Source organism: Streptomyces sp. NPDC040405 (assembly GCF_055595765.1).
Genome location: NZ_JBVIVI010000002.1, coordinates 1 through 24,536, shown reverse-complemented (window position 1 = coordinate 24,536; position 24,536 = coordinate 1). Strand labels below are relative to the sequence as shown.

At 71.0% G+C, this 24,536-nt stretch carries 25 protein-coding genes, 1 rRNA gene and 1 pseudogene; 8 read left to right on the top strand and 19 right to left on the bottom strand.

Annotation, left to right across the window (positions count from 1 at the left end; translation table 11 throughout):
- Positions 1–1,200, bottom strand: a complete 1,200-nt coding sequence (locus ACZ59A_RS07275) for an ROK family transcriptional regulator (protein ID WP_470954765.1) — start codon at positions 1,198–1,200, stop codon at positions 1–3.
- 154 nt (positions 1,201–1,354) lie between these two features.
- On the opposite strand from ACZ59A_RS07275, the gene ACZ59A_RS07270 reads away from it, so the two are divergent.
- The 4 genes from ACZ59A_RS07270 to ACZ59A_RS07255 are packed head-to-tail and all read left to right on the top strand — an operon-like array spanning position 1,355 to position 4,818.
- Positions 1,355–2,227 (top strand): sugar phosphate isomerase/epimerase family protein, encoded by an 873-nt coding sequence (locus ACZ59A_RS07270; RefSeq protein ID WP_470954762.1) that lies wholly within the window; start codon positions 1,355–1,357, stop codon positions 2,225–2,227.
- A 34-nt stretch (positions 2,228–2,261) separates the two neighbouring features.
- The gene (locus tag ACZ59A_RS07265; protein ID WP_470954760.1) at positions 2,262–2,906 is read left to right on the top strand and encodes a nucleoside/nucleotide kinase family protein; all 645 of its coding nucleotides are present in this window, start codon (positions 2,262–2,264) and stop codon (positions 2,904–2,906) included.
- Positions 2,903–4,582: a sodium:solute symporter family protein gene (locus ACZ59A_RS07260; RefSeq protein ID WP_470954757.1), complete on the top strand. Its 1,680-nt coding sequence runs from the start codon at positions 2,903–2,905 to the stop codon at positions 4,580–4,582. The genes ACZ59A_RS07265 and ACZ59A_RS07260 overlap by 4 nt, the downstream gene beginning before the upstream one ends.
- A gap of 14 nt (positions 4,583–4,596) precedes the next feature.
- Positions 4,597–4,818 carry a hypothetical protein gene (locus ACZ59A_RS07255; RefSeq protein ID WP_470954754.1) on the top strand — a complete coding sequence of 74 codons (222 nt, stop codon included), beginning with the start codon at positions 4,597–4,599 and terminating at the stop codon, positions 4,816–4,818.
- Between the two features lie 68 nt (positions 4,819–4,886).
- Here ACZ59A_RS07255 and ACZ59A_RS07250 read toward each other — a convergent pair.
- The 9 genes and pseudogenes from ACZ59A_RS07250 to ACZ59A_RS07210 form a co-directional block, all read right to left on the bottom strand.
- Positions 4,887–5,104, bottom strand: a pseudogene (locus ACZ59A_RS07250) (YdcF family protein); the annotation flags it as partial.
- A gap of 17 nt (positions 5,105–5,121) precedes the next feature.
- Complete coding sequence (locus tag ACZ59A_RS07245; RefSeq protein ID WP_470954751.1) at positions 5,122–5,571, bottom strand: NUDIX hydrolase; 450 nt, start codon at positions 5,569–5,571, stop codon at positions 5,122–5,124.
- A 221-nt stretch (positions 5,572–5,792) separates the two neighbouring features.
- Positions 5,793–6,209 (bottom strand): hypothetical protein, encoded by a 417-nt coding sequence (locus ACZ59A_RS07240; RefSeq protein ID WP_470954748.1) that lies wholly within the window; start codon positions 6,207–6,209, stop codon positions 5,793–5,795.
- Between the two features lie 46 nt (positions 6,210–6,255).
- Positions 6,256–6,798, bottom strand: a complete 543-nt coding sequence (locus tag ACZ59A_RS07235; RefSeq protein WP_470954745.1) for an NUDIX hydrolase — start codon at positions 6,796–6,798, stop codon at positions 6,256–6,258.
- Positions 6,799–6,906: 108 nt separating this feature from the next.
- The gene (gene hemB, locus ACZ59A_RS07230) at positions 6,907–7,911 is read right to left on the bottom strand and encodes a porphobilinogen synthase (protein WP_470954743.1); all 1,005 of its coding nucleotides are present in this window, start codon (positions 7,909–7,911) and stop codon (positions 6,907–6,909) included.
- Positions 7,908–9,572: a bifunctional uroporphyrinogen-III C-methyltransferase/uroporphyrinogen-III synthase gene (locus ACZ59A_RS07225; protein WP_470954740.1), complete on the bottom strand. Its 1,665-nt coding sequence runs from the start codon at positions 9,570–9,572 to the stop codon at positions 7,908–7,910. Before ACZ59A_RS07225 ends, hemB begins: the two co-directional genes overlap by 4 nt.
- Positions 9,569–10,537 (bottom strand): hydroxymethylbilane synthase, encoded by a 969-nt coding sequence (gene hemC / locus ACZ59A_RS07220; protein ID WP_470954737.1) that lies wholly within the window; start codon positions 10,535–10,537, stop codon positions 9,569–9,571. The genes ACZ59A_RS07225 and hemC overlap by 4 nt, the downstream gene beginning before the upstream one ends.
- Positions 10,534–12,036, bottom strand: coding sequence for a glutamyl-tRNA reductase (locus ACZ59A_RS07215; protein ID WP_470954735.1), 1,503 nt, complete (start codon positions 12,034–12,036; stop codon positions 10,534–10,536). Before ACZ59A_RS07215 ends, hemC begins: the two co-directional genes overlap by 4 nt.
- Positions 12,033–12,863 carry a redox-sensing transcriptional repressor Rex gene (locus ACZ59A_RS07210; protein WP_470954732.1) on the bottom strand — a complete coding sequence of 277 codons (831 nt, stop codon included), beginning with the start codon at positions 12,861–12,863 and terminating at the stop codon, positions 12,033–12,035. The genes ACZ59A_RS07215 and ACZ59A_RS07210 overlap by 4 nt, the downstream gene beginning before the upstream one ends.
- Before the next feature lie 332 nt (positions 12,864–13,195).
- Between ACZ59A_RS07210 and ACZ59A_RS07205 the strand changes: the two genes are divergently transcribed.
- The 4 genes from ACZ59A_RS07205 (at position 13,196) to ACZ59A_RS07190 (ending at position 17,293) form a co-directional block, all read left to right on the top strand.
- Positions 13,196–13,474 carry a glutaredoxin family protein gene (locus ACZ59A_RS07205; protein WP_468054489.1) on the top strand — a complete coding sequence of 93 codons (279 nt, stop codon included), beginning with the start codon at positions 13,196–13,198 and terminating at the stop codon, positions 13,472–13,474.
- 109 nt (positions 13,475–13,583) lie between these two features.
- Entirely contained in the window at positions 13,584–14,507 is a 924-nt protein-coding gene (locus tag ACZ59A_RS07200; RefSeq protein ID WP_470954729.1) for an HAD family hydrolase, read from the top strand.
- A 476-nt stretch (positions 14,508–14,983) separates the two neighbouring features.
- The gene (locus ACZ59A_RS07195) at positions 14,984–15,835 is read left to right on the top strand and encodes an ECF subfamily RNA polymerase sigma factor, BldN family (RefSeq protein ID WP_470954726.1); all 852 of its coding nucleotides are present in this window, start codon (positions 14,984–14,986) and stop codon (positions 15,833–15,835) included.
- A 213-nt stretch (positions 15,836–16,048) separates the two neighbouring features.
- Entirely contained in the window at positions 16,049–17,293 is a 1,245-nt protein-coding gene (locus ACZ59A_RS07190) for a DUF5667 domain-containing protein (RefSeq protein WP_470954723.1), read from the top strand.
- An 83-nt stretch (positions 17,294–17,376) separates the two neighbouring features.
- Here the strand turns inward: ACZ59A_RS07190 and ACZ59A_RS07185 are convergent, their stop codons facing one another.
- From ACZ59A_RS07185 to rrf, 9 genes are all read right to left on the bottom strand, one after another.
- Positions 17,377–18,420 carry a lysophospholipid acyltransferase family protein gene (locus tag ACZ59A_RS07185; protein WP_470954720.1) on the bottom strand — a complete coding sequence of 348 codons (1,044 nt, stop codon included), beginning with the start codon at positions 18,418–18,420 and terminating at the stop codon, positions 17,377–17,379.
- A 13-nt stretch (positions 18,421–18,433) separates the two neighbouring features.
- Positions 18,434–19,477, bottom strand: a complete 1,044-nt coding sequence (locus ACZ59A_RS07180) for an NAD-dependent epimerase/dehydratase family protein (RefSeq protein ID WP_468054498.1) — start codon at positions 19,475–19,477, stop codon at positions 18,434–18,436.
- A 198-nt stretch (positions 19,478–19,675) separates the two neighbouring features.
- Entirely contained in the window at positions 19,676–19,774 is a 99-nt protein-coding gene (locus ACZ59A_RS07175; protein WP_003948845.1) for a 30S ribosomal protein bS22, read from the bottom strand.
- Between the two features lie 122 nt (positions 19,775–19,896).
- Positions 19,897–20,106 (bottom strand): helix-turn-helix domain-containing protein, encoded by a 210-nt coding sequence (locus ACZ59A_RS07170; protein WP_135341538.1) that lies wholly within the window; start codon positions 20,104–20,106, stop codon positions 19,897–19,899.
- Positions 20,107–20,237: 131 nt separating this feature from the next.
- Positions 20,238–21,053 carry a phosphatase gene (locus tag ACZ59A_RS07165; RefSeq protein ID WP_470954717.1) on the bottom strand — a complete coding sequence of 272 codons (816 nt, stop codon included), beginning with the start codon at positions 21,051–21,053 and terminating at the stop codon, positions 20,238–20,240.
- Between the two features lie 103 nt (positions 21,054–21,156).
- Complete coding sequence (locus ACZ59A_RS07160; RefSeq protein WP_470954716.1) at positions 21,157–22,329, bottom strand: acetoin utilization protein AcuC; 1,173 nt, start codon at positions 22,327–22,329, stop codon at positions 21,157–21,159.
- Positions 22,298–23,515: an MFS transporter gene (locus tag ACZ59A_RS07155; RefSeq protein ID WP_470954713.1), complete on the bottom strand. Its 1,218-nt coding sequence runs from the start codon at positions 23,513–23,515 to the stop codon at positions 22,298–22,300. The genes ACZ59A_RS07160 and ACZ59A_RS07155 overlap by 32 nt, the downstream gene beginning before the upstream one ends.
- A 25-nt stretch (positions 23,516–23,540) precedes the next feature.
- Entirely contained in the window at positions 23,541–24,197 is a 657-nt protein-coding gene (locus ACZ59A_RS07150) for an HAD family hydrolase (protein ID WP_470954711.1), read from the bottom strand.
- A gap of 74 nt (positions 24,198–24,271) precedes the next feature.
- Positions 24,272–24,388, bottom strand: a 5S ribosomal RNA gene (rrf, locus tag ACZ59A_RS07145).
- Positions 24,389–24,536: the final 148 nt, after the last annotated feature.

Below are 24,536 nucleotides of genomic sequence, written 5' to 3'. Positions count from 1 at the left end.
TCAGCGCAGCCGCGCGTCGACCGCCGCGGGGTCGAAGAGGGCATCGGCGACCATGTGGGCCGCGCCGGTGACACCCGCGCGGGTCTCCAGCGGGGACAGCACGACGCGCAGATCGCGGGTGGCCAGCGGCAGTGACCGCCGGTAGGTGACCTCCCGGATCCCCGCGATCAGATGTTCCTGGGCGTGGGCGAGCCCGCCGCCGACGACCAGGATGGACGGGTTGAGAAGGCTGACCGCGTCGGCGACGCCCTGGCCGAGCAGGCGGCCCGCCTGCCGCAGCAGCCGTACGGCGTCGCCGTTGCCGGAACGGACGAGGGCCACCACGTCGTCGGTGGTAGCGACGTCGTGCCCGGCGGCGGTGAGATCGCGGACCAGGGCCCAGCCACCGGCCAGGGCCTCCAGGCAGCCGGAGTTGCCGCAGCGGCAGACGGGCGCGTCGGGGGAGGTCTCGTCGAGGCCGGGCGCGGGGATGTGGCCGATGTCGCCCGCGGCACCCTGGGAGCCGTGGTGGAGCGCGCCGCCGAGGACGAGACCTGAGCCGATGCCGGTGCCCGCCTTGACGAAGAGCAGATGGCGGCGGTCGGGCCAGTTGGCGCGGTGTTCGCCGAGGGCCATCAGGTTGGTGTCCTTGTCGGCCAGGACCGGGCAGTCGTAGGCGCCGCGGAAGAAGTCCGGCACGGTGTAGCCGTCCCAGCCGGTCATGATGGGCGGACTGACGACACGTCCGGTGCCCGCCTCCACCGGTCCGGGCACCCCGATGCCGATGCCGCGCACCCGGTCGGCCGGTTCACCCGCGTCCCTCAGCAGCCGCCGGAAGTCGGCGGCGACCTGCCCGAGCACCGCCTCCGGGCCCTCGGCCACACTGAGGTCGCGGCGGTGCGAGACGAGGACGTCGCAGCCCATGTCGGCGAGCGCGGTGTGCACATGGCTGCCGCCGATGTCGGCGACGAGCAGCACCCCGGCGTCACGGCGCAGCCGGAAGGAGCCCGCGGGGCGGCCGCCGGTGGAGTCGGCCGCCCCGGACACCTCCAGATAACCGGCCTCGCCCAGCGCCTCCAGCCGGGTGGCCATGGTGGACCGGGACAGTCCGGTCGCGGCCATGAGCTGGGCCCGAGTGGTGGCCCGGCCGCCGCGGATGAGCGCCAGCACCGCCCCTGGGCCCGTCGGATGCGCCTGACCTGCCGAGACCGCCTCCGCCACTGGGCCCTGTCCTCCGTGTTCACGCTCTGTTCGGTACCGCCCACACCGTACCGCCCTTTACGACCGAACCCAAGCTCACTTATGTATTGCCCTCACGCAAAAGATGCGTAACATCAGGCGGGCATTACGCACGCAACGACGCGGAGGGACCTCGATGAACGACCTCGGAGTACACGCACTGGTGTGGACCGGCGACTGGACGCCCGAGGGCGCCCGGACCGCCGCGGCCCGCAGCCGCGCGGCCGGATACGACCTGGTCGAGATCTCCCTCCACGACCCGGAGCTGGTGGACGTGAAGGACACCCGGCAGGTACTCGCCGAACACGGCCTGCGCGTGGCCTGCTCGCGCGGCCTCTCCTTCGACTCCGACGTCTCCTCCGACGACCCGGACACCGCCGCCCGCGGCGAGGCGCAGCTGCGCCAGGCCCTGCGCATCACCCATGACCTCGGCGGCGACTACTTCGGCGGGGTGCTCTACAGCGCCCTCGGCAAGTACGGCCGCCCCACCACCGCCCGGGGGCGCGAGCACGCCGTCCAGGCACTGCGCCGACTGGCCGCCGAGGCGGACGGGCTCGGGGTGACGCTCGGCCTGGAGGTGGTCAACCGGTACGAGAGCAACGTCGTCAACACCGCCGACCAGTGCCTGGACCTGATCGACGAGATCGGCGCCTCCAACGTCCTGGTCCACCTGGACACGTACCACATGAACATCGAGGAGCAGGACTTCTCCCGCCCGGTCCGCGCCTGCGGCGACCGCCTCGGCTACGTCCACGTCGGCGAGTCCCACCGCGGCTACCTCGGCTCCGGCACCATCGACTTCCCCGCCTTCTTCCACGCCCTCGCCGACGTCGGCTACCAGGGCCCGATCACCTTCGAGAGCTTCTCGTCGGCCGTCGTCGCCCCCGGCCTCTCCCACGACCTCGCCGTCTGGCGGAACCTGTGGTCCGACGGCCCGGACCTCGCCGCCCACGCCCACTCGTACATGGCCGACCAGATCAAGGCCGCACATGCCCGCCCGGCGGCCTGAAGCCGCGAATCGCCCCGCACGGAAAGCCCCCGCCATGACTCCCCAGCAGCTCCTTGACCGCGCCCGGCGCCTGGCCGACTCCGGCCGCCGCCGACTGCTCGGCATCGCCGGACCGCCCGGAGCGGGCAAGACCACCCTCGCCGAGTACCTGGTCGGCGCCCTCGGCCCCGACCGCGCGGTCCTGGTCCCGATGGACGGCTTCCACCTCGCCGACGCCGAACTGCGCCGCCTCGGTCTACTGAACCGCAAGGGCGCCCCGGAGACGTTCGACCCGTACGGCTACACCGCCCTGCTGCGCCGCCTCAAGGAGCCGCGCCCCAGCGAGCCGGTGTACGCACCGGGCTTCGAACGCGAGCTGGAGCAGCCCATCGCGGGCTCCATCCCGGTCGCTCCGGACGTCCCGCTCGTCGTCACCGAGGGCAATTACCTGCTGCTGGACGACGCCCCCTGGCGCCCGGTCCGCGAACTGCTGGACGAGACCTGGTGGGTCGAGCTGGACACCGAGGAGCGGGTACGGCGGCTGATCGACCGCCATGAGCGGTTCGGAAAGGAGCCCGCCGAGGCCGAACGCTGGGTCCGAACCTCCGACGAGGCCAACGCCCGCCGCGTCGCCCCCGGCCGCGAGGCCGCCGACCTCATCGTCGGCTTCACCGCTGATCCAGGGGAGGCGCGGCCATGACCGGCACCCTCAGCCTCGGGGCCGTCGACTGGTTCCTGCTCGCCGTCTACTTCGGCGCGATCATCGCCATCGGTCTGGCCACCAAGCGCGCCGTCCACACCACCGGCGACTTCTTCCTCGCCGGGCGCTCCATGCCCGCCTGGATCACCGGGCTGGCCTTCATATCCGCCAACCTCGGCGCCCTGGAGATCATCGGCGGCGCGGCCAACGGCGCCCAGTACGGGGCCGCCGCGGTGCACTTCTACTGGCTCGGCGCGATCCCCGCGATGGTCTTCCTCGGCGTCGTGATGATGCCGTTCTACTACTCGACGCGGGTGCACAGCGTCTCCGAATATCTGCGCCGCCGCTTCAACAACCAGACCCACCTGCTCAACAGCGTGGTCTTCGCGGTCGCGCAGATGCTGCTCGCGGGCGTCAACCTCTTCGCCCTCGCGCTGATCGTCAAGCTGCTGATCGGCTGGCCGCTGTGGCTGTCCATCGTGCTGTCGGCCGTCTTCGTCCTCGCGTACATCACCCTGGGCGGGCTCGCGGGCGCGATCTACGGCGAGGTGCTCCAGTTCTTCGTCATCCTCGCCGGGCTGATCCCCATCGTCGTCATCGGCCTCCACACCGTCGGCGGCTTCGGCGGCCTGCGGGACGCCGTCCAGGATCCCACCCTGCTGCACACCTGGCAGGGCACCACCCCCGGCCACTGGACCAACCCGCTCGGCGACTGGATCGGCCTCGCCATGGGCGAGGGCTTCGTCCTCGCCTTCGGCTACTGGACCACCAACTTCGCCGAGGTGCAGCGCTCGCTCGCCGCCAAGGACCTCAACGCCGCCCGCCGCACCCCGCTGATCGCCGCCTTCCCCAAGATGGCGCTGCCGCTGCTCACCGTGGTCCCCGGCATGATCGCCCTGGTCGTCATCCCCAAGCTGGGCCAGCCCGGCGGGCCCACGTACAACGACGTCATCCCCGAGATGATGCAGCGCTTCCTGCCGACCGGAGTCCTCGGCATCGCCCTCACCGGGCTGCTCGCCGCCTTCATGGCGGGCATGGCCGCCAACATCTCCGGCTTCAACACCGTCTTCACGTACGACATCTGGAAGCCGTACGTGGTGCGCGGCCGCGACGACCGCTACTACCTCAAGGCCGGGCGCTACGCCACGGTCGCGGGCATCGCGGTGAGCGTCGCGGCGGCGTTCCTCGCCTCCGAATACAACAACATCCAGAACTACATCCAGCTCCTCTTCTCGTTCTTCAACTCACCACTGTTCGCGACCTTCCTGCTCGCGATGTTCTGGAAGCGGGTCACGCCGTGGGCGGGCTTCTGGGGCATGCTCTCCGGCACCGCGGCCGCCGCCGTCGCCCACCTCTCCGCCTACCACATCGGCTGGTTCTACCCGGGCGGCGAGGTCGGCCCGCACGACACCATCAACGCCCAGATGGCCAACTTCTACGGCGCCCTCTTCGCCTTCGTCGTGGACGCCGTCGTCACGATCGCGGTCACCTTCATCACCCAGCCGAAGCCGGAAGCCGAACTCCGCGGCCTCGTCTGGGGCCTCCCCGACCCCGACTCCCCCGACGCCCACGAAGCCTCCGTACGCCAGCCCTGGTGGAAGTCCCCGGTCATCCTCGGGTGCATCATCCTGGCGCTGACGGCAGCCCTGAGCGTCTGGCTGGTCGTCGCCGTATGAACGGAGAGAACCCCATGCCCCCGGGCAAGACCTTCGACATCCGATGGCTCATCGCCGGACTCCTTGGCCTCTACGGCGCCGTCCTCTCCGTACTGGGCGTGACGGACGGCCCCGCCGAACTGGCCAAGGCCGACGGCATCCGCATCAACCTCTGGATCGGCCTCGGCCTCCTCGCGGTCGCCACCGCATTCGGCACCTGGGCCAAGCTGTCCCCGCAGCGCCGGGACGAGAACTGAGCCGCGTCCGCGCCGGTTCAGGAGGAGAGGAGCCGACTGTCGTATCCCGAGAGCCGGAGGCGTTCATATATCGCGTCGGCGGGTACGCCAAGGTCGAGCGCCAGCTCGCTGACGTGCACGGCTTCGCCGCGAGGATAGAGGGCAGCAGTCGTCGGACTGCTGCCCCGCTGAACACCAGCGGGGGGGACAGACCGGCGTGGTACTGCCTGGCCGCGGACGCCGCTGCCCCCAGATCATGGCTGCCGAGGCACACCGCTACCGAGCAGGGGCGCGCCTCGTGCCACATCCGCTGGTAGTCCCAGATCAGCTCGGCGTCGTGCCACTGCGCCTCGGCGACCACACGCTGTTCACCGCAATCAGCTGAAGGATGTAGTGCCGGATATGAGGCGGCATCGGCTCGGGCAGTCGGTCAAGCGGAACCAGCCGTAGCGCTTGGCCTTCCCCGAGGACGAGTTCGCTCTCCTCACCGTCCCACGTGCCCAGGAACACATGCGGCGGAGTCTTGAGGGGGTCGTACGGGGTCACCACCGCCTCCTCGATCGTGTCCGGCACGATGCCGGTCTCCTCCTTGATTTCGCGGAGGATGGTCTCGATCGGCGCCTCGCCCGGCTCCCGTCCGCCTCCCGGGAGGGACCAGTGCCCCGGCCACCAGATGCCGGGCTTCTCGTCCCGGAGCTGCAGGATGATTTCCCCGCGGCCGGTGAGGATCACGGCCAAGCACCCAGGGATCTTCTTCGGCGGATCCTCAGCCACAACGCCCTCCCCGACGACGCGTCCCCAGCGACGGCCCCCACCGTAGTGGCAGGGGCCACCGGCTTCTCAGGAATGCCCTGTTTCTTCACTCCACGTGAGGACCAGGCGCGCCCACACGGTCTTGCCAATGGGGTCGCGGGGGCGGTGACCGGTTTCCTTGGCCAGGGCTGCGACAAGCTGGAGGCCACGACCGTGCTCGTCGTCCTCGTCGGCAATGAGGATTACGATCTGGCGATCTCTTGCCGGAGCTGGTGCGTGAAGCGACGCAGGAGGTCCAACGTCTCCCGGAACTCAGCCCGGCGGTCGTCCCTGCCCTCGGTTGGCCGGGTGCTCCAGACCCGACGCGCGAGAGCGTCGGCGAGATCGACGGTGTCGTCGGCGCAGAGCAGATAGAGGGCTGAGCGTGCCTCCTGCATCTGGTTCGCCAGCTCGTTGGCTCCGGGGCCGTCGTCGCTCAGCTGTGTTTCCTTCAGGTAGTCCAGTAGCTGAACTACGGCCGTGTTGAAGCCGATCCCGGCCTTGAGCTTCTGTTCGCGGAGCCACATGCGGTCCTGTCGGCGCGCGGTGAACCACGAACCGAACACCACCCCTATGAGGCCGATAGCGGCCCCGGTGGCCACAGACAGGATGTTCTCCATGGTCGGCTCCCCCTGACGTACGGCGACGCCAGGCTATAGAAACGGCCTAACCAACCGCTTTGGTGGCCTCGTCCAGGAGCAGGTACAGCAGGCCGACCAGGCTGCCGCTGCTGACGATCTCGCGGCGGTCGATCATCCCGCGGATCCCCGCGAGCGGAATCCACTCGATGCGGTCCGATTCGTTCAGCTCGGTCGGCGGACCGGCGTACGTGGCGCCGTCGGCGCGGAAGACATGGTGCTCGGAGTCGGTGATGCCATTCGCAGGCTGGGCGTACACCAGCGGCTTCACCGCCTCCACGCGCCAGCCGGTCTCCTCCTCGACCTCGCGCACGGCGGCCTGCTCCGGGGTCTCGTCGGGCTCGATGAGACCCATGGGCAGTTCCCAGCCCCAAGTGTCGGTGACGAACCGGTGCCGCCACATCATCAGCACTCGCTTCTGCTCATCGACCACGGCGGCGACCGCGAGATGCCGCATCCGCACCACATGGTGTTCCCAACGATGACCGTCCGGCTGCTGGACATCGACGAGCCACAGGTTCACCCACGGGTTGCTGTAGATCTGCCGCTCGCCATGGACGGTCCACCGCATGAGCCACTCCCCTTCGCCGACGCGGGTCCCAGCATGTCACTCGGGCGAAACGCAGCAGGGCCGCATGCGCTTGGTGCGCATGCGGCCCGTACGGCGTGGGGCGAAGACCTACTCGCCGCGGTTCAGGCGCTGGGCGGCCTCCGTGGCCCAGTACGTGAGGATCATCGCCGCACCCGCGCGGCGGAACGAGGTGAGGGTTTCCATGATGGCGCGGTCGCGGTCGACCCAGCCGTTCGCGGCGGCCGCCTCGACCATCGCGTACTCGCCGGAGATCTGGTACGCGGCCACCGGCACGTCCGTCGCCTCGGCGATGCGGTACAGGATGTCCAGGTACGGGAGCCCCGGCTTGACCATGACCATGTCGGCGCCCTCGGCCAGGTCCAGTTCCAGCTCGCGCAGCGCCTCGCGGGCGTTGGGCGGGTCCTGCTGGTACGTCTTGCGGTCGCCCTGGAGGGACGAGCCGACCGCCTCGCGGAACGGGCCGTAGAAGGCGGAGGTGTACTTGGCGGTGTACGCCAGGATCGACACGTCCTGGTGACCCGCGCCGTCGAGGGCCTCGCGGATGACGGCGACCTGGCCGTCCATCATGCCGCTCGGGCCGACCGTGTGGGCGCCCGCCTCGGCCTGGACGCGGGCCATTTCGGCGTAGCGCTCCAGGGTGGCGTCGTTGTCGATCCGGCCCTCGGCGTCCAGGACGCCGCAGTGGCCGTGGTCGGTGTGCTCGTCCAGACACAGGTCGGACATGATCACGAGGTCGTCGCCGACCTCGGCGCGCACATCGCGGAGGGCGACCTGGAGGATGCCGTCCGGGTCGGTGCCGGGCGTGCCGACGGCGTCCTTCTTGGACTCCTCCGGCACCCCGTACAGCATGATCCCGCCGAGGCCCGCCTCGACCGCCTCGGCCGCGGCCTTTCGCAGGGAGTCCCGGGTGTGCTGGAAGGCGCCCGGCATCGACTGCAGCGGCACCGGCTCGCTGATGTCCTCCCGCACGAACGCGGGCAGGATCAGCTCGGCCGGGTGCAGCCGGGTCTCGGCGACCATGCGCCGCATCGCCGGTGTGGTGCGCAACCGACGGGGACGGGCCCCGGGGAAGTTGCCGTACCGCGTGCTCAAGAGCGTGCCCTCCTTCGCGATCCGGGCCGTCGCTCGCTCGGGCGCGTGACCGGGTCCCCGGCCTCCACCGCGGCGTTGCGCCGCGCCGCGCCGAAGTCCGCGAGCGCCTCGGCCAGCTTGAGCACCGAGGGCTCGGGCGACAGCACGTCCACCCGCAGGCCGTGCTCCTCCGCGGTCTTCGCGGTGGCCGGGCCGATACAGGCGATGACAGTGACATTGTGCGGCTTGCCCGCGATACCGACGAGGTTCCGCACGGTGGACGACGAGGTGAACAGCACCGCGTCGAACCCGCCGCCCTTGATCGCCTCACGGGTCTCGGCGGGCGGCGGCGAGGCGCGCACGGTGCGGTACGCGGTGACGTCGTCGACCTCCCAGCCCAGCTCGATCAGCCCGGCGACCAGGGTCTCGGTGGCGATGTCGGCACGCGGCAGGAACACCCGGTCGATCGGGTCGAAGACCGGGTCGTACGGCGGCCAGTCATCCAGCAGCCCGGCCGCGGACTGCTCACCGCTGGGCACCAGGTCCGGCTTCACACCGAATTCGATCAGCGACTTGGCGGTCTGCTCGCCGACCGCCGCGACCTTGATCCCGGCGAACGCGCGGGCGTCGAGCCCGTACTCCTCGAACTTCTCGCGCACCGCCTTGACCGCGTTGACCGAGGTGAAGGCGATCCACTCGTAGCGCCCAGTGACCAGGCCCTTGACCGCGCGCTCCATCTGCTGCGGGGTGCGCGGCGGCTCGACGGCGATCGTCGGCACCTCGCTGGGCACCGCGCCGTACGAACGCAGCTGGTCCGAGAGCGAGGCGGCCTGCTCCTTGGTGCGCGGCACCAGGACCTTCCAGCCGAACAGCGGCTTGGACTCGAACCAGGACAGCTGGTCGCGCCGCTCGGCCGCGCCGCTCTCGCCGACGACCGCTATCACGGGCTGCGCGCCCTGCGGCGACGGCAGCACCTTCGCGGACTTCAGCACCTGCGCGATGGTGCCGAGCGTCGCCGTCCAGGTGCGCTGGCGGGTGGTGGTACCGGCGACGGTGACCGTCAGCGGGGTGTCCGGCTTGCGGCCAGCGGACACCAGCTCGCCCGCGGCGGCCGCGACCGTCTCCAGGGTGGCGGAGACGACGGCCGTCGAGTCGGACGAGCCGACCTCGCTCCAGCAGCGCTCGTCGGCCTTACGGGCGTCCACGAAGCGCACATCGGCGCCCTGGGAGTCCCGCAGCGGCACACCCGCGTAGGCGGGCACGCCCACCGCGGCCGCGACACCGGGGACCACCTCGAAGACGATGCCCTCGGCGGCGCACGCCAGCATCTCGTCGGCGGCGTATCCGTCCAGGCCAGGGTCGCCCGCGACCGCGCGGACGACCCGCTTGCCGCCGCGCGCGGCCGCCATGACAAGATTGGTGCTGTCCCGGAGTACCGGGACCTCGGCGGTGCCTGACGACACGTCATGATCCGCCTGCCCAGGCGTGCCCTGAGCTTCGGCGGCCACGCCCGGCCTGACGTGCGTACGTACCACGTCGAGCACTTGCGGGTCGGCGATCAGCACGTCCGCGGCTGCGAGTGCCTCCACGGCACGCAGCGTCAGTAGGCCCGGATCTCCGGGGCCCGCACCGAGAAAGGTGACGTGCCCGCAGCCGGGGTGGTTAGGGGCGTTGGGGTTCAAAGTGCTCGCTCCCCCATAAGACCGGCCGCACCCTTGGCAAGCATCTCGGCGGCGAGTTCGCGACCGAGGTCCGCGGCCTTGTCGGGCGACGCGGGTACGGGACCGGTGGTGGACAGCTGCACCAGCGTCGAGCCGTCGGTCGTGCCGACGACGCCGCGCAGGCGCATTTCGGTGACAACCTGACCGTCGCCCAGCAGGTCGGCCAGCGCCCCCACAGGTGCGCTGCAGCCGGCCTCCAGGGCGGCGAGCAGGGAACGCTCGGCGGTCACGGCGGCCCGCGTGTGCGGGTCGTCGAGTCCGGCGAGCAGGGCAGTCAGCTCCGCGTCGGCCGCGGCACATTCGACTGCCAGGGCCCCCTGGCCGGGGGCGGGCAAAACATGGTCGGCGTCGAGGATCTCGGTCGCCTCGCCGATCTGCCCGAGGCGGATCAGCCCCGCGGCGGCGAGCACCACGGCGTCCAGTTCACCGGAGCGGACGTAGCCGATCCGGGTGCCGACGTTGCCGCGGATCGGCACGGTCCCGACGTCGAGACCGGACGACCGCGCCCACGCGTTGAGCTGCGCGGCACGGCGCGGCGAGCCGGTGCCTATCCGGGCGCCGGGCGGCAGCTGCTCGAAGGTGAGGCCGTCGCGCGCGATCAGCGCGTCGCGCGGGTCCTCGCGCCGCGGGATCGCGGCCAGCGTCAGGCCCTCCGGCTCGGCGGTCGGCAGGTCCTTCAGCGAGTGGACGGCGAAGTCGATCTCGCCGCTCAGCAGCGCCTCGCGCAGCGCCGAGACGAAGACGCCGGTGCCGCCGATCTGCGCGAGCTGCTCGCGCGAGACGTCCCCGTACGTCGTGATCTCGACCAGCTCGACGGGGCGGCCGGTCAGCTCGTGCACCGCGTCGGCTATCAGCCCCGACTGGGCCTTGGCGAGCGCGCTGCGGCGGGTTCCCAGCCGCAGCGGGGTGGCGGGGGCGGTGGTCATGCCCGGCCTCCCTTCGGGTCGTTCGGTTCGGCGGCGGCCGCCGGGCCCGAGCCGCCCGTGTCGGCCCGGCTGACGGCGGCAACCGCCTGGGGGTCGAGGTCGAAGAGCTCGCGCAGCGCGTCCGCGTATCCCGCGCCGCCCGGAGTGCTCGCCAGCTCCTTGACCCGCACGGTGGGCGCGTGCAGCAGCTTGTCGACGACCCGGCGCACGGTCTGGGTGATCTCCGAGCGCTGCTTGTCGTCCAGATCGGGCAGGCGTCCGTCGAGCCGGGCGATCTCACTCGCGACGACATCTGCCGCCATGGTACGCAGCGCGACCACGGTCGGCGTGATGTGCGCGGCGCGCTGGGCCGCCCCGAAGGCGGACACCTCGGCGGAGACGATTCCGCGGACCGTGTCGACGTCGGCGGCGAGCGCCACCGCGGAGGAACCCGAGGCGTCGGAGTCGGCGGGGGTGGCGGCCGCCTCGGCGAGGGACTCGATGTCGACCAGCCGCAGCCGCTCGATCCGGTGCGCCGCCGCGTCTATGTCGCGCGGCATCGCCAGGTCCAGCAGCGAGACGGTGGCGGCGTGCCCGCCGGTGGGACAGCCCGCCCGCTGGGTGAGGGCGGTGCGCAGATCGTCCTCGGTGAGCACCAGGCCGGTCGCGCCCGTACAGGAGACGACGATGTCGGCGTGCGGCAGCTCGTTCGCGACCCGGTCGCGCGGCACGGCGCGGGCGATCAGGCCGGGCCGCTGCTCCGCGGCGGCCTCGCGCGCGGCGTCGGCCGCCCGGTCGGCGACGTCGGCGCCCAGCCCGGCGTGGTGGCCCGCGAGGGATTCGGCGAGCCGCAGGGCCCGCTCCAACGTCCTGTTGGCGATCACCAGTTCTGCCACACCGGCCCGCGCGAGGGTCGTCGCCGCCAGCGAGGACATCGATCCCGCGCCGATCACCAGCGCGCGCTTCCCGGCCGCCCACCGCGCCACCGGCTCGGCCCCGGCCAGCTGCTCCAGGCCGAAGGTCACCAGCGACTGCCCGGCCTTGTCGATCCCGGTCTCGCTGTGCGCCCGCTTGCCGACCCGCAGCGCCTGCTGGAAGAGGTCGTTCAGCATCCGGCCCGCGGTGTGCAGCTCCTGCCCGAGCGCGAGCGCGTCCTTGATCTGGCCGAGGATCTGGCCCTCGCCGACGACCATCGAGTCCAGCCCGCAGGCCACCGAGAAGAGATGGTGGACGGCCCGGTCCTCGTAGTGCACATAGAGATACGGGGTCAGCTCGTCCAGGCCGACGCCGGTGTGCTGGGCGATCAGGGTGGACAGTTCGGCCACACCGGCGTGGAACTTGTCCACATCGGCGTACAGCTCGATCCGGTTGCAGGTGGCCAGCACCGCGGCCTCGGTGGCGGGATCGGCGGCGAGCGTGTCCTGCAACAGCTTCACCTGCTCGTCACCCACCAGCGCGGCGCGCTCCAGCACGCTCACGGGCGCGCTGCGGTGACTCATGCCGACGACGAGGAGACTCATGCCGGCATCACGGCGGGCACATCCCCGTCAGGTCCTTGCCGACTGCCGTCACCGCCGGACCCACCGGCGGCCGGGCGCTGCGAGGTGGCGGAGGACGGCTTGGGCGTCGTCGCGACACCCGGCTCGCCGGTTCCGGCCGTCTCCCGCTCGGGAGGGGTGGCCTCCTCGCCCGCCTTGCGCTGCTCGTGGAAGGCGAGGATCTGCAGCTCGATGGAGAGATCGACCTTACGGACGTCCACACCCTCCGGGACGGACAGCACGGTGGGCGCGAAGTTGAGGATCGAGGTGATCCCGGCCGCGACGAGGCGGTCACAGACCTGCTGGGCGGCGCCGGCCGGGGTGGCGATCACACCGATCGAGACCCCGTTGTCGTCGATGATCTTCTCCAGCTCGTCGGTGTGCTGCACCGCGATGCCCGCGACCGGCTTCCCGGCCATCGCCGGATCGGCGTCTATCAGCGCGGCGACCCGGAAGCCGCGGGAGGCGAAGCCGCCGTAGTTGGCGAGCGCGGCGCCGAGATTACCGATACCGACGATCACGACCGGCCAGTCCTGGGTGAGGCCGAGCTCCCGCGAGATCTGGTAGACGAGGTACTCCACGTCGTAGCCGACACCGCGGGTGCCGTACGAGCCGAGATACGAGAAGTCCTTGCGCAGCTTGGCCGAATTGACCCCGGCGGCGGTCGCGAGTTCCTCGGAGGACACCGTGGGGACCGAGCGCTCGGAGAGCGCGGTCAGGGCGCGCAGATACAGCGGTAGCCGGGCGACGGTGGCCTCGGGGATTCCTCGGCTTCGGGTCGCCGGTCGGTGAGTTCGGCCAGTTGCCACGGTGCTCCTGCGGGTAGAGCGGGGCTGCGGGCGGCCGGATGGCGTGAGGCCGCCCCATCGACAGCAGGCTATGTCTTTGTGAACGCGTGCACAAAGATGGTGTCCGCTTTGTCCGAGCAAAGTGACCGGTGTCACGCACCCATTCGACCTGGCCACGGAACCACCACCAGCGTCGCACCGTTCCCCGTGGTCGCGCACGCACCGCGGAGCCGCCGAGGGGAGCACGGGCCCTCACTCCTCACCGTTTTACCCCCGGACAGCAACAAATCGCCCACGATCGTAAACCGACCGGGGCCCCACCGCCGAACTCGCCGGGAGCGCACAATGGGGCCATGAGTCCGCTGTTGCGCCGTAGCCCCCGCAAGAAGCCCAGCGAGCGCACGGTGACGCTGATCGGCAAGCCCGACTGTCACCTCTGCGAGAACGCCGAGGCCGTGATCGAGAAGATCTGCGGCGAGCTGGGCACCCCCTGGGAGAAGAAGGACATCACCCAGGACGAGGAGCTGTACCGCAAGTACTGGGAGCAGATCCCGGTGATCCTGGTCGACGGCGCCCAGCACGACTTCTGGCGGGTCGACCCGAAGCGGCTGCGCACCGCCCTCGGCGGCTGACGGCGGCCGCCACCGGGGCGCCTTTCGCCCGCCCCTCTTTCGCGTAACCTGAATCCGGCCGACACCCGGGCGTAACGGGAAGCACCGTGGGCGTGGCTATGCTCGCTCCATGGCTGCACTGGGATGGTTCACCCGACGTCGACAGCCCGCCACGGAGCGGAGCGTCCTCGCCGGAGAGGCATCGGCCGAGGCGGCGCGCAAGTCGTCGGCCGAGACTCCCCCGCCACAGACCGCCGCCGAGCCGGAGTTCCCCGTCGTCGGGGACGAGCAGGCCGCCGCCTTCTTCGACCTGGACAACACGGTCATGCAGGGCGCCGCGCTCTTCCACTTCGGCCGCGGCCTCTACAAGCGGCATTTCTTCCGCAAACGCGAGCTGGCCCGCTTCGCCTGGCAGCAGACGTGGTTCCGGATGGCCGGAGTCGAGGACCCGGCGCACATGGAGGACGTGCGCAGCAGCGCGCTGTCCATCGTCAAGGGTCACCGGGTCGCCGAGCTGATGTCGATCGGCGAGGAGATCTACGACGAGTACATGGCCGACCGCATCTGGCCCGGCACCCGGGCCCTCGCCCAGGCGCATCTGGACGCCGGGCAGCGGGTGTGGCTGGTGACCGCGGCGCCCGTCGAAACCGCGACGATCATCGCCCGGCGGCTGGGACTGACCGGGGCCCTGGGCACGGTGGCCGAGTCCGTCGGCGGCGTGTACACCGGCAAATTGGTCGGCGAACCGCTGCACGGCCCGGCGAAGGCGGAGGCCGTACGGGCGCTGGCGGCGGCCGAGGGGCTCGACCTGAACCGCTGCGCGGCGTACAGCGACTCCTCCAACGACATCCCGATGCTGTCGATCGTCGGCCACCCCTATGCCGTGAACCCCGACGGGCAGCTGCGCAAACACGCCCGCGACCTCGGCTGGCGGCTGCGCGACTACCGCACCGGCCGCAAGGCGGCCCGCATCGGCATCCCGGCCGCGGCCGGGGTCGGCGCGGTGGCGGGCGGCACGGCCGCCGCCGTCGCCCTCCACCGGCGACGCCGCTAGGGCCCATTCACTCCTGGGGGCGTCTCTTCCCCTCTGGAGTCGCCCCCGGCACCGTGACCGACCGTCGCCGTACGAGGGTGACCGGGCATGCCCGGCCTTGACTGATCGTCGCGCTGCGTGACGGCTTGGGCAGCGATGCGGAGGGTCAGCGAACGACCGCGTCCGTCCCGTTTCAGTCAATCCGCGTTTCCTACCCCATAGCGCCCCCGCCAGTCCCCTTACCGCCGGTTTGTCACAACACGCCACACCAGCGGGCAAGCAGCGAACGTTTCCGATCAACTCCCATACTGCATTCGGCACTTGATCTGTCATCAACCCATAACGAAGCAGACGGAAACGATGATTTGAGCAACTGGGTGTAGCGCCGCCTATACGAAGCGTTATTCTCCTTAGACGCAAACCGGTACCCACGCGTCCCTACGGCGGGTGAACGGTCCCGTACTGCACGTGATGGAAGCTCTGCCTCTGGGAGTCCCGTGTACCCACACGTCGGGGTTGACGCCTCGGGCCTGGCTACGCTGCGCGCAACGGTCCTTGACTGTCTGCGCGGCTTCGTCCCCACCGCGTATGCCGTCCCCGCCTTCGTCCCCGCATTCGCCCTCGCCTCGCCCGTGCCCGCCGGTACGGCCGGTCCAGCCAGCTCGGCCGGTCCAGCCGACGGCACGGTCAGCCGGTCCGGCACCGCCAGCCCCTGCTATGCCCTCACCGATGGCGGCGCGGCGGTCGGCAGACGTTCCCGCGGCTCCACCTCCACCGCCCGCCGGCCCAGCGCCGACAGCGACAGCCGCCGGATGATGGACCTCGTGGAGCGCGCCCAGGCGGGCGAGGCCGAGGCCTTCGGCCGGCTCTACGACCAGTACGCCGACACGGTGTACCGCTATATCTACTACCGGGTCGGCGGCCGGGCCACGGCCGAGGACCTCACCAGCGAGACGTTCCTGCGCGCCCTGCGCCGCATCGGGACCTTCACCTGGCAGGGCCGCGACTTCGGCGCCTGGCTGGTGACGATCGCCCGCAACCTCGTCGCCGACCACTTCAAGTCCAGCCGCTTCCGGCTGGAGGTCACCACCGGCGAGATGCTCGACGCCAACGAGGTCGAGCGCAGCCCGGAGGACTCCGTCCTGGAGTCCCTCTCCAACGCGGCGCTGCTCCAGGCGGTACGAAAACTCAACCCGCAGCAGCAGGAGTGCGTGACGCTCCGCTTCCTCCAGGGCCTCTCGGTCGCCGAGACCGCCCGCGTCATGGGGAAGAACGAGGGCGCCATCAAAACCCTGCAGTACCGGGCCGTACGCACGCTGGCCCGGCTGCTGCCGGACGACGCCCGCTGACCCCGCCGATCCCCGGAAGCGCCGACGCGACGTGTGGTCCGATCATCGGGAGGGCGTAACCCCTGTGCCGCGCCGCTCGTTGTGGGAGATGCAGGCGCCTCGCGGTCGTACCCTGCCCGTAGTCCACTCACTCGATCGGGTGGACGCGCGCAGGGCACGGAACCTCCAGGTGTCCTGGGGAGTCGACCGTCACGAGAAGAGGAGGTGCCGCCCGTGATCGCGAACGTATCGGCGCACCGGCGGGCGAACGCCTTCGCCGAGGCGCTGGAGGCCCTGGAGGCTCTGGAGAGCCGGCACCAGGCGTCCCAGGACACGACCGGGGCGACCGGGGCCGAGCCATCGGGCCCCGCGGCGGACAGCCCCGGTCAGCAGCGGCTGATGGGCCTGGCGCGGCAGCTCGGCGAGCTACCGGCCCCGACACTGTCCGCCGACGTCAAAACGGCCCAGCGGGCCCAGCTGATCGCCGCCATGGAGGCCGCCTTCGCCGACGGCGCGTCCCGCGTTCCCGAGCAGCGCCGCCGCACCAGCGGCGCCCACCGCGCGAAACCGCCGGTGTCCAGATTCCGCCCCCGCTCCCGCTGGTCCAAGGGGCTCGCGGCCGGGGGGCTCACCGTGGGAGTCGCGGCGGGCGCGTTCGGCGGAGTCGCCGCGGCCAGTTCCGACGCGCTCCCGGGCGACACCCTCTACGGGTTCAAGCGGGGCATGGAGGACCTGAAGCTGGAGATGGCCGACGACGACACCGACCGCGGCCGGATCTATCTGGACCAGGCGTCCGTCCGGCTGAGCGAGGCCCGTCGGCTGATGGAGCGGTCCCGCTCCGGCGACCTCGACCACGATCAGCTCGGCGAGATCCGCCGGGCCCTGTCCGGGATGCGCCACGACGCCTCCGAGGGCCACCGGCTGCTGCGCCAGGTGTACAAGCGGGACGGCTCGCTCGGCGCGATGCGGGAGCTGTCCAGCTTCGCCACATCGCACCGCGACGGCTGGAGCCGACTGCGCGAGCAGTTGCCGGTCCAGCTCATGGACGTCGGCGAGCAGGTCAGCTCGGTCTTCGACGCCATAGACGATGAGGTCGGTCCGCTGCGCTCGCTGCTGCCCACCTCCCGTGAGCAGCACGGGCAGTCCGGTCAGCCGAGCGGCGAGCTGCCGCCGCGCCCCGGCGTGGTGGAGCCGGAGCGCGGCCAGTCGGCGTCCTCCCCGGCCGCCCCGAGCCGCAGCCGCCCCGGGGACGCCTCCGCCCGGCCGCGTCCGTCGGCGTCGGCCGACCCCGAGGAGCAGGGCCTGGTGGGCGGCGCGGGTGGTCTGCTGGACCCGCCGACCGGTGCCCCGACGCCGAGCCCGTCCGCGGGCAAGGGCGAAACGGGCGGCGGCAAGCCGTCCCAGCCGGACATCACCATCCCGCCGCTGCTGCCCGACCTGCTGCCGGGGCTCGATCTCGACGGCGACGACACGAGGTAGCCGACCGGGTGGGGCAGCGGGAGCACCCCGCCGCCCCACCCGGCTCGGAAAGGCACCTCGTAAAGGCCCCTCGGAAGAGCGCCTCAGAAGAACACCGAGCGGCGCTGTACCAGCAGCTTGTAGAGAGTGTGCTGGATCGTTTCCCTTACCTGGTCCGTCAGGTTGAACATCAGCATCGGATCGTCCGCGGCCTCCGGAGGATGTCCGTCCGTCGGGATGGGCTCCCCGAACTGGATCGTCCACTTCGTCGGCAGCGGCACCGCCCCCAGCGGTCCGAGCAGCGGGAACGTCGGCGTGAGCGGGAAGTAGGGAATCCCCAGCAGCCGGGCGAGCGTCTTCGCGTTCCCCACCATCGGGTAGATCTCCTCCGCGCCCACGATCGAGCACGGCACGATCGGCGCCCCGGCGCGCAGCGCCGTCGAGACGAAGCCGCCCCGGCCGAACCGCTGCAGCTTGTACCGGTCGGCGAACGGCTTTCCGATCCCCTTGAAGCCCTCCGGCATCACCCCGACGACCTCCCCGCGTTCCAGCAGCAGCTGGGCGTCCTCGGAGCAGGCGAGGGTGTGACCGGCCTTGCGCGCCAGTTCGTTGATGAGCGGCAGCACGAAGACCAGATCGGCGGCGAGCAGCCGCAGATGGCGCTGGGCCGGGTGGTTGTCGTGCACCGCGACCTGGAGCATCAGCCCGTCCAGCGGCAGCACCCCGGAGTGGTTGGCGACCACGAGCGCGCCGCCGCTGTCCGGGATGTTCTCGATGCCCTTCACCTCGACCCGGAAGTACTTCTCGTACATCGGGCGGAGCATCGACATCAGCACCTGGTCGGTCAGGTCCTCGTCGTAGCCGAAGTCGTCGACCTCGTACTCGCCGGTGATCCGGCGGCGCAGGAAGCTCAGCCCGTGGGCGAGCTTGCGCTCCCAGTCGCCGCCGCCCGGAGCCCGCTTCGGCGGGTGCGGGGGCGGTGGCGGGGCGGCCGACGCGGCGGTCTCGGGGTGGTGCTCCAGCTCCTCGTCGCGCTGCTGCGGTACGGGCTTCAGCGGACCCTGGGACCGGTTCGAGCGGCCCGTGCGCAGTCCCTTCCGCCGGGACCGGGGTTCCTCACCGAACGGAATGACCTTGGCATCCGCCATGGTGGTGCGCTCCTCATTTCTGGGCTCCGGCGGGCAGCAGTGCGCCGAGCCGGTCGATGGTACGGGCGAGGGTCTCGGGCGGGAGCAGCCCGGGACCGCGGCTGTGCGCATAGTCCGCGAAGGCCCCGGCGGTGGTGTACTCGGGATCGAACCCCAGCGTCTCGCGCATCTGGGTCGTGGCCACCACCCGGCCGTGGGTGAGCAGCCGGATCTGCTCGGGCGAGAAGTCGGTGATGCCGAGGGACCGCAGCGCGGTGCGGGCCCATCGGAGGGTCGGCAGCAGCAGCGGCAGGGTGGGGCGGCCCAGCCGCCGGGCGGCCTGGGAGAGCAGCAGCACCCCGTCGCCCGCGATGTTGAACGTGCCGCTGTTGAGCGTGCCGCGGCGCGGCTCGGAGGCGGCGATCCGCAGCACCTCGAGGGCGTCCTTCTCGTGGACGAACTGGAGCCGCGGGTCGTAGCCGATGACGGTGGGCAGCACCGGCAGCGCGAAGTACTCGGCGAGGGGGGAGTCCGCGCACGGCCCCAGGATGTTGGCGAAGCGCAGCACGCACACCGCGACATCGGGGCGGCGCCGGGCGAAGCCGCGTACGTACCCCTCGACCTCGACGGTGTCCTTGGCGAAGCCACCGCTCGGCAGCGATTTGGGCGGGGTGGTCTCGCCGAAGACGGCGGGGTCGCGGGGCGCGGAGCCGTACACGCTGGTGCTGGACTTCACCACCAGCCGCTGGACCGACGGCGCCTTCTGGCAGGCACCGAGCAGCTGCATGGTGCCGATGACGTTGGTTTCCTTGACCGAGGTGCGATTGCCGCGGGCGCCGAGCGGGGTGCCGTTGATGTCCATGTGGACGACGGTGTCGACGCCGAACTCGGCGAGCAGTTTCCCGATCGTGGGGTGCCGGATATCGGCCCGCACGAAGTCGGCCCCGCCCAGCTGATGTTCGGGAGCGACCGCGTCCACCCCGATGACCCGGTCGACGTCCGGCTCGCGCTGTATGCGCCGCACGAATCGGCCCCCCAGCCGACGGGCGACTCCGGTGACGAGCACGACCTTTCCCAAGATCAGCGCCTTCCTTCCCACCCTCGTCCGAGCCGGGCTGTCGAGCTGGGCTGTGCGGAACACCGTAACCGCTCGATGTTGCGCTGTGATGACCACTCGCCGCGCGGTGCGACGTTTTGAGCCGGGGCCCGGCTCAACGCACCGCAGCCCTTCCACCATGGGTGGAAGGGCTGCGGGACGAACACAGCGTCGCTGTTCCTACTTCTTGTTACGACGCTGGACGCGCGTGCGCTTGAGCAGCTTGCGGTGCTTCTTCTTCGCCATCCGCTTGCGCCGCTTCTTGATAACAGAGCCCACGACTACCCTCGCTCACTTCGAATCACTCGGTGCGGGGCGTCCGAGCCCACACGACCTACATCGGGCCAGCCTACCCGCCACCGGGCGAACCACGTAATCCGAGGGTCGTCGGCCTTAGTGGCCTAAGCGGACTCCACCCCCACATAGGACTCGCGGAGGTACTCATGCACCGCTTGCTCCGGGACCCGGAAGGACCTGCCCACCCTGATCGCCGGCAGATGACCACTGTGCACCAAGCGGTACACGGTCATCTTGGAGACTCGCATCACCGCGGCGACTTCCGCCACGGTCAGAAACTGAACCTCATTCAGAGGCCGTTCGCCAGCAGCCATGACACACCACCTGAACCTTCCGCACATGTCGGGCACCGGCTTCCCCTCCGGTGACTCCTGCTCGCATGCGCGCTCATCCCCAGGTTAGGGGCGGGTGATGCGAGTGGGGAAGAGGAGTAGCGATCGCACGCCTACTGTGACAGACACGCTCGATTGAGTACATAGCGAGTAAGCGGCCGGTAGTAACCAGACCGCACAGCGTCATCAAGTGGAACGGCGACGGACACCTGTCCCTCTGCCTCCCCGACGAACAGCGCGGGGTCGTCGGTGTCACCCAGCCCAATGGCCGCAAACCCCAGTTGACCTGCTCCGCAGACCCATCCGTGGTCCCCGATCACCAGCCCCGGCAGCGGCCCGCCGGACTCCGCGGCACAGGCGAGGGCGACGCGAACCGGGAGGGGCGAGTGACTGTGGGCGCCCGGCTCACTCGCGGTCGGCCGGGCGCCGGGTTCCCGCACCATCGCGACTCCCCGTACGTAGGTGAGCTGGTACGTACGTACGCCAAAGCGAGTCGTTATGTCGACACATCTCCCCTGCGCGGGGGTGAGGATCGGGCATCCCGCCGCCGAGAGGGCCGACGCCAAGGCGGCGTAGAAACCCAGGAGGCGGTGGGGGTGACCGGTGCCCAGGAGCACCGGTACCCGGGTCTCGGCGGCCGCCCGGAGCCGGTCCGCGAAGGTCTGCAGGGCGGCGATCGTACGCTCCGGGTCGATCACATCGTGACCGGAGACATGCGCCGGGTTGACCGAAACCCCGCATTTACTCCCCATGAGGCGAAGCAATTCGGTGAAGGACCAGTCGTATTCGGGCTCCAGGCCCAGCAGCACCCGGGGGTCGCGGGCCGCGAAGAGCCGGTAGCGGCGCAGGCTCTCCTCCCGGCTGGTGGCCACCGGCCCGGCGAGCCGCGCCGCCAGCAGATGCGCACGCAGCGCGGCGGTACTCAACACCCCACCGATGCTGCTGGATCACCACCCGCGCCCGAAGGCGAACGCCCCGAGTTCCCACGGTCGGCCTAACACCGGCGTACGAAAAGCAGCCCGGGCGGCAGGGTTACGGCAGCAGGCCGCGGTGCGGGAATACGGCCCGCCGGGTCGCCAGAATCGCCTGGTCGAGGCGGTCCGCGGGGTCGTAGCCGGACTCGGCGAAGTCCTGCCAGCGCGGCTCACGCCCGTCCGTCATCCGCCGCGGCGCCTCCAGCCGGGTCCGCCGGTACACCTCGCGCCGCCACTCCTCCGGCACCTCGGCCTCGGGCGCCACCGGCCGCCCCGCCGCGATCGCCACCAGATGCGTCCACGACCGCGGCACCACGTCCACCACCGCGTAGCCGCCGCCCCCGAGGGCGATCCAGCGCCCGTCCGCGTACTCGTGCGCCAGCCGGTGGCAGCTCTCCGCGACCGCACGCTGCGCGTCCACGGTCACGCCCAGGTGCGCGAGTGGGTCCTCGATGTGGGTGTCCGCGCCGTGCTGGGTCACCAGCGCCTGCGGGCGGAAGGCCGCCAGCAGCTCCGGCACCACCGCGTGGTACGCCCGCAGCCAGCCGGCGTCCCCGGTCCCGGCCGGGAGCGCCACGTTCACCGCCGAGCCCTCGGCGCCCTCGCCACCCGTCTCCTCGGGCCATCCGGTCTGCGGGAAGAGGGTGCGCGGGTGCTCGTGCAGCGAGATGGTCAGCACCCGCGGATCGTCCCAGAAGGCCGCCTGCACGCCGTCGCCGTGGTGGACGTCCACATCTACGTACGCGACCCGCTCGGCGCCCAGCTCCAGCAGCCGGGCCACCGCCAGCGCCGCGTCGTTGTACACGCAGAACCCGGCGGCGCCGCCCGGCATGGCGTGGTGCAGCCCGCCCGCGAAGTTCACCGCGTGCAGCGCCTCACCGCGCCAGACGCTCTCCGCCGCGCCCACCGACTGCCCGGCGATCAGGGCCGACGCCTCGTGCATTCCGGCGAACGCCGGGTCGTCCATGGTCCCGAGCCCGTACGAACCGTCCGCGCCCGCCGGATCGGCCGAGGCCCGCCGCACCGCCTCGATGTACTCCTGGCGGTGCACGAGCCGCAGCGTCGAGTCACCGGCGGCCTTGGCGGCCACCACCTCGACCGCCCGGTCGAGCCCGTACGCCTCCACCAACCGCATGGTCAGCGCGAGCCGGACCGGATCCATCGGGTGCCCGGCACCGAAGTCGTATCCGGTTACTTCCTCATCCCACATCAACTGTGCGCGGCCGCTCATGCCCGTCACCGTATCGGGCTGGTGCAGCGGTGAACGACCTCGCGTAGACCAGCGTCACGAGGACGAGCACCATCGGCACGAGCATCGCCCCGCGGTAGCTCCACGCGCCCCCCAGCGCGCCCACCAGCGGCGAACCGATCAGAAAACCCACGTAATTGAAGATGTTCAGGCGCGCGATGGCCGCGTCCGACGCCCCGGGAAAGAGCCGCCCGGCGGCGGCGAACGTCTGCGGCACCAGGACGCACAGCCCCAGCCCCAGCAGCGTGAACCCCAGCATCCCCACCCAGGCCCCGGGCGCCGCCGCGACGACCGCGAACCCGCCCGCCGCGAGCAGCGCCCCGGCCCGCACGACGGCGGCCGCGCCGAAGCGCCGCACCCCGAGGTCGCCGAAGGACCGGCCGAGGAGGGTGGTGACCATGTAGACGTTGTACGGCACCGTCGCCAGCTGATCGGAGCTGTGCAGCACGTCCTCCAGGTACTTGGCGGACCAGTTGGAGACCGTGGAGTCACCGATGTAGGCGAAGGCCATGACGAGGCAGAGCGGCAGCAGCAGCTTCATGCTCACGGCGCCGTGCTCCGCGGCTCCCTCTCCGCCCGCGCCGCCCGCGCCGCCCTCGTCGTCCGCGAACCAGCGGGCCGCGACGAACGCGACGGGCACGAGGACCGCCACCAGCGGCGCGTAGAGCACGGGCAGCGGCAGGTCCCAGTGCGCGCCCGCCCAGGCGAGCGAGGCCCCGGCGATCCCGCCCAGGCTGTACGCGGCGTGGAAGCCGAGCATGATGCTGCGCCCGTACGCGCGTTGCAGGCTCACCCCGAGCATGTTCATCGACGCGTCGAGCGCCCCGACAGTGAGGCCGAAGACCGCGAGCGCCGCTGCCAGCTGCCACACCGCCGAGCCCGACCCGGCCGCGAGCAGGGCGAGCGAGACGACGGGCTGGACCCAGCGCAGCACCCGTCCCGGCCGCACGCGCTTGACGAGGTGTTCGGTGGTGACGCTGCCCACCCCGGCCAGGACCGGCACGGCGGCCAGGAAGAGCGGCAGCAGGCCGTCGGATATCCCGTAGCGGTCCTGGAGCGCGGGTATCCGGGTCACGAGCAGAGCGAAGATCGCGCCCTGGACGAAGAAGCTGATGGCCAGCGAGGCCCGGCCATGCCGCAGCCGCGGGCCCGGGCGCGTATCCGTCATGGCCGAGGAGCGTAGGCCCCAGACGCTACTTGTGGGTAGAGCTGAGCAGTATTCGCAGTTCGGCCATGTCCGAGAAGTGGGCCCGGGCGCCCGGGAGCCGGTCGGCCGGGGTCATGGCCGTGTAGCCGTACGCGTCCATCCCGGCGGCCAGGGCGGCCCGCACGCCGAGCGGGCTGTCCTCGACGACAGCGCACTGCCCGGGAGCGACGCCCATCCGCTCGGCCGCGTGGAGGAACAGGTCGGGGGCGGGCTTGCCGCGGCCCACATCCTCGGAGCTGAAGATGCGGTCCTCGCCGAAGAAGTCGTAGAGCCCGGTCTTCCGCAGGGCGACCCGGATGCGCTCATGGCTTCCGGAGGAGGCGACGCAGTACGGGATCCCCTCCGCCCGCAGACCGCTCAGCGTCGTGGCGACGCCGTCCACCGGCTCCAGTTCACGGCGGAAGGCGGTGAAGACGCGGGAGTGGAAGGTGGTGTCGAAATCGGCGGGCAGCCGCTGCCCGGTGCGCGCCAGGACCAGCTCGTGGATGCGGTGCATTGCCGATCCCATGTAGTCCCGCAGGGAGTCCTCGTAGCTGGTGGGATGCCCCAACTCGGTGAGATAGCCCGCGAGGAGCCGATTGGAGATCGGCTCGCTGTCGACGAGTACTCCGTCGTTGTCGAAGATGACCATGTCATAGCGCATGGCGACAGCCTACAAACGCGAAAAGGGCCCGGTCGGGAGCTTTAAGCTCCCGACCGGGCCCTTTTCTAAAAATTGTTCGGCGGCGTCCTACTCTCCCACAGGGTCCCCCCTGCAGTACCATCGGCGCTGAAAGGCTTAGCTTCCGGGTTCGAAATGTAACCGGGCGTTTCCCTAACGCTTTGACCACCGAAACACTATGAAACAAACAAACCGGACAATGACACAGTTCGTTATTTCAGAACCAACACAGTGGACGCGAGCAACTGAGGACAAGCCCTCGGCCTATTAGTACCAGTCAACTCCACCGGTCACCCGGCTTCCATATCTGGCCTATCAACC

Coding starts and splice junctions, on each gene's coding strand:
- ACZ59A_RS07270 (WP_470954762.1), top strand. CDS start 1,355: ATGAACGACCTCGGAGTACACGCACTGGTGTGGACCGGCGACTGGACG.
- ACZ59A_RS07265 (WP_470954760.1), top strand. CDS start 2,262: ATGACTCCCCAGCAGCTCCTTGACCGCGCCCGGCGCCTGGCCGACTCC.
- ACZ59A_RS07260 (WP_470954757.1), top strand. CDS start 2,903: ATGACCGGCACCCTCAGCCTCGGGGCCGTCGACTGGTTCCTGCTCGCC.
- ACZ59A_RS07255 (WP_470954754.1), top strand. CDS start 4,597: ATGCCCCCGGGCAAGACCTTCGACATCCGATGGCTCATCGCCGGACTC.
- ACZ59A_RS07240 (WP_470954748.1), bottom strand. CDS start 6,209: ATGGAGAACATCCTGTCTGTGGCCACCGGGGCCGCTATCGGCCTCATA.
- ACZ59A_RS07235 (WP_470954745.1), bottom strand. CDS start 6,798: ATGCGGTGGACCGTCCATGGCGAGCGGCAGATCTACAGCAACCCGTGG.
- hemC (WP_470954737.1), bottom strand. CDS start 10,537: ATGACCACCGCCCCCGCCACCCCGCTGCGGCTGGGAACCCGCCGCAGC.
- ACZ59A_RS07215 (WP_470954735.1), bottom strand. CDS start 12,036: ATGAGTCTCCTCGTCGTCGGCATGAGTCACCGCAGCGCGCCCGTGAGC.
- ACZ59A_RS07205 (WP_468054489.1), top strand. CDS start 13,196: ATGAGTCCGCTGTTGCGCCGTAGCCCCCGCAAGAAGCCCAGCGAGCGC.
- ACZ59A_RS07200 (WP_470954729.1), top strand. CDS start 13,584: ATGGCTGCACTGGGATGGTTCACCCGACGTCGACAGCCCGCCACGGAG.
- ACZ59A_RS07185 (WP_470954720.1), bottom strand. CDS start 18,420: ATGGCGGATGCCAAGGTCATTCCGTTCGGTGAGGAACCCCGGTCCCGG.
- ACZ59A_RS07170 (WP_135341538.1), bottom strand. CDS start 20,106: ATGGCTGCTGGCGAACGGCCTCTGAATGAGGTTCAGTTTCTGACCGTG.
- ACZ59A_RS07160 (WP_470954716.1), bottom strand. CDS start 22,329: ATGAGCGGCCGCGCACAGTTGATGTGGGATGAGGAAGTAACCGGATAC.
- ACZ59A_RS07155 (WP_470954713.1), bottom strand. CDS start 23,515: ATGACGGATACGCGCCCGGGCCCGCGGCTGCGGCATGGCCGGGCCTCG.
- ACZ59A_RS07150 (WP_470954711.1), bottom strand. CDS start 24,197: ATGCGCTATGACATGGTCATCTTCGACAACGACGGAGTACTCGTCGAC.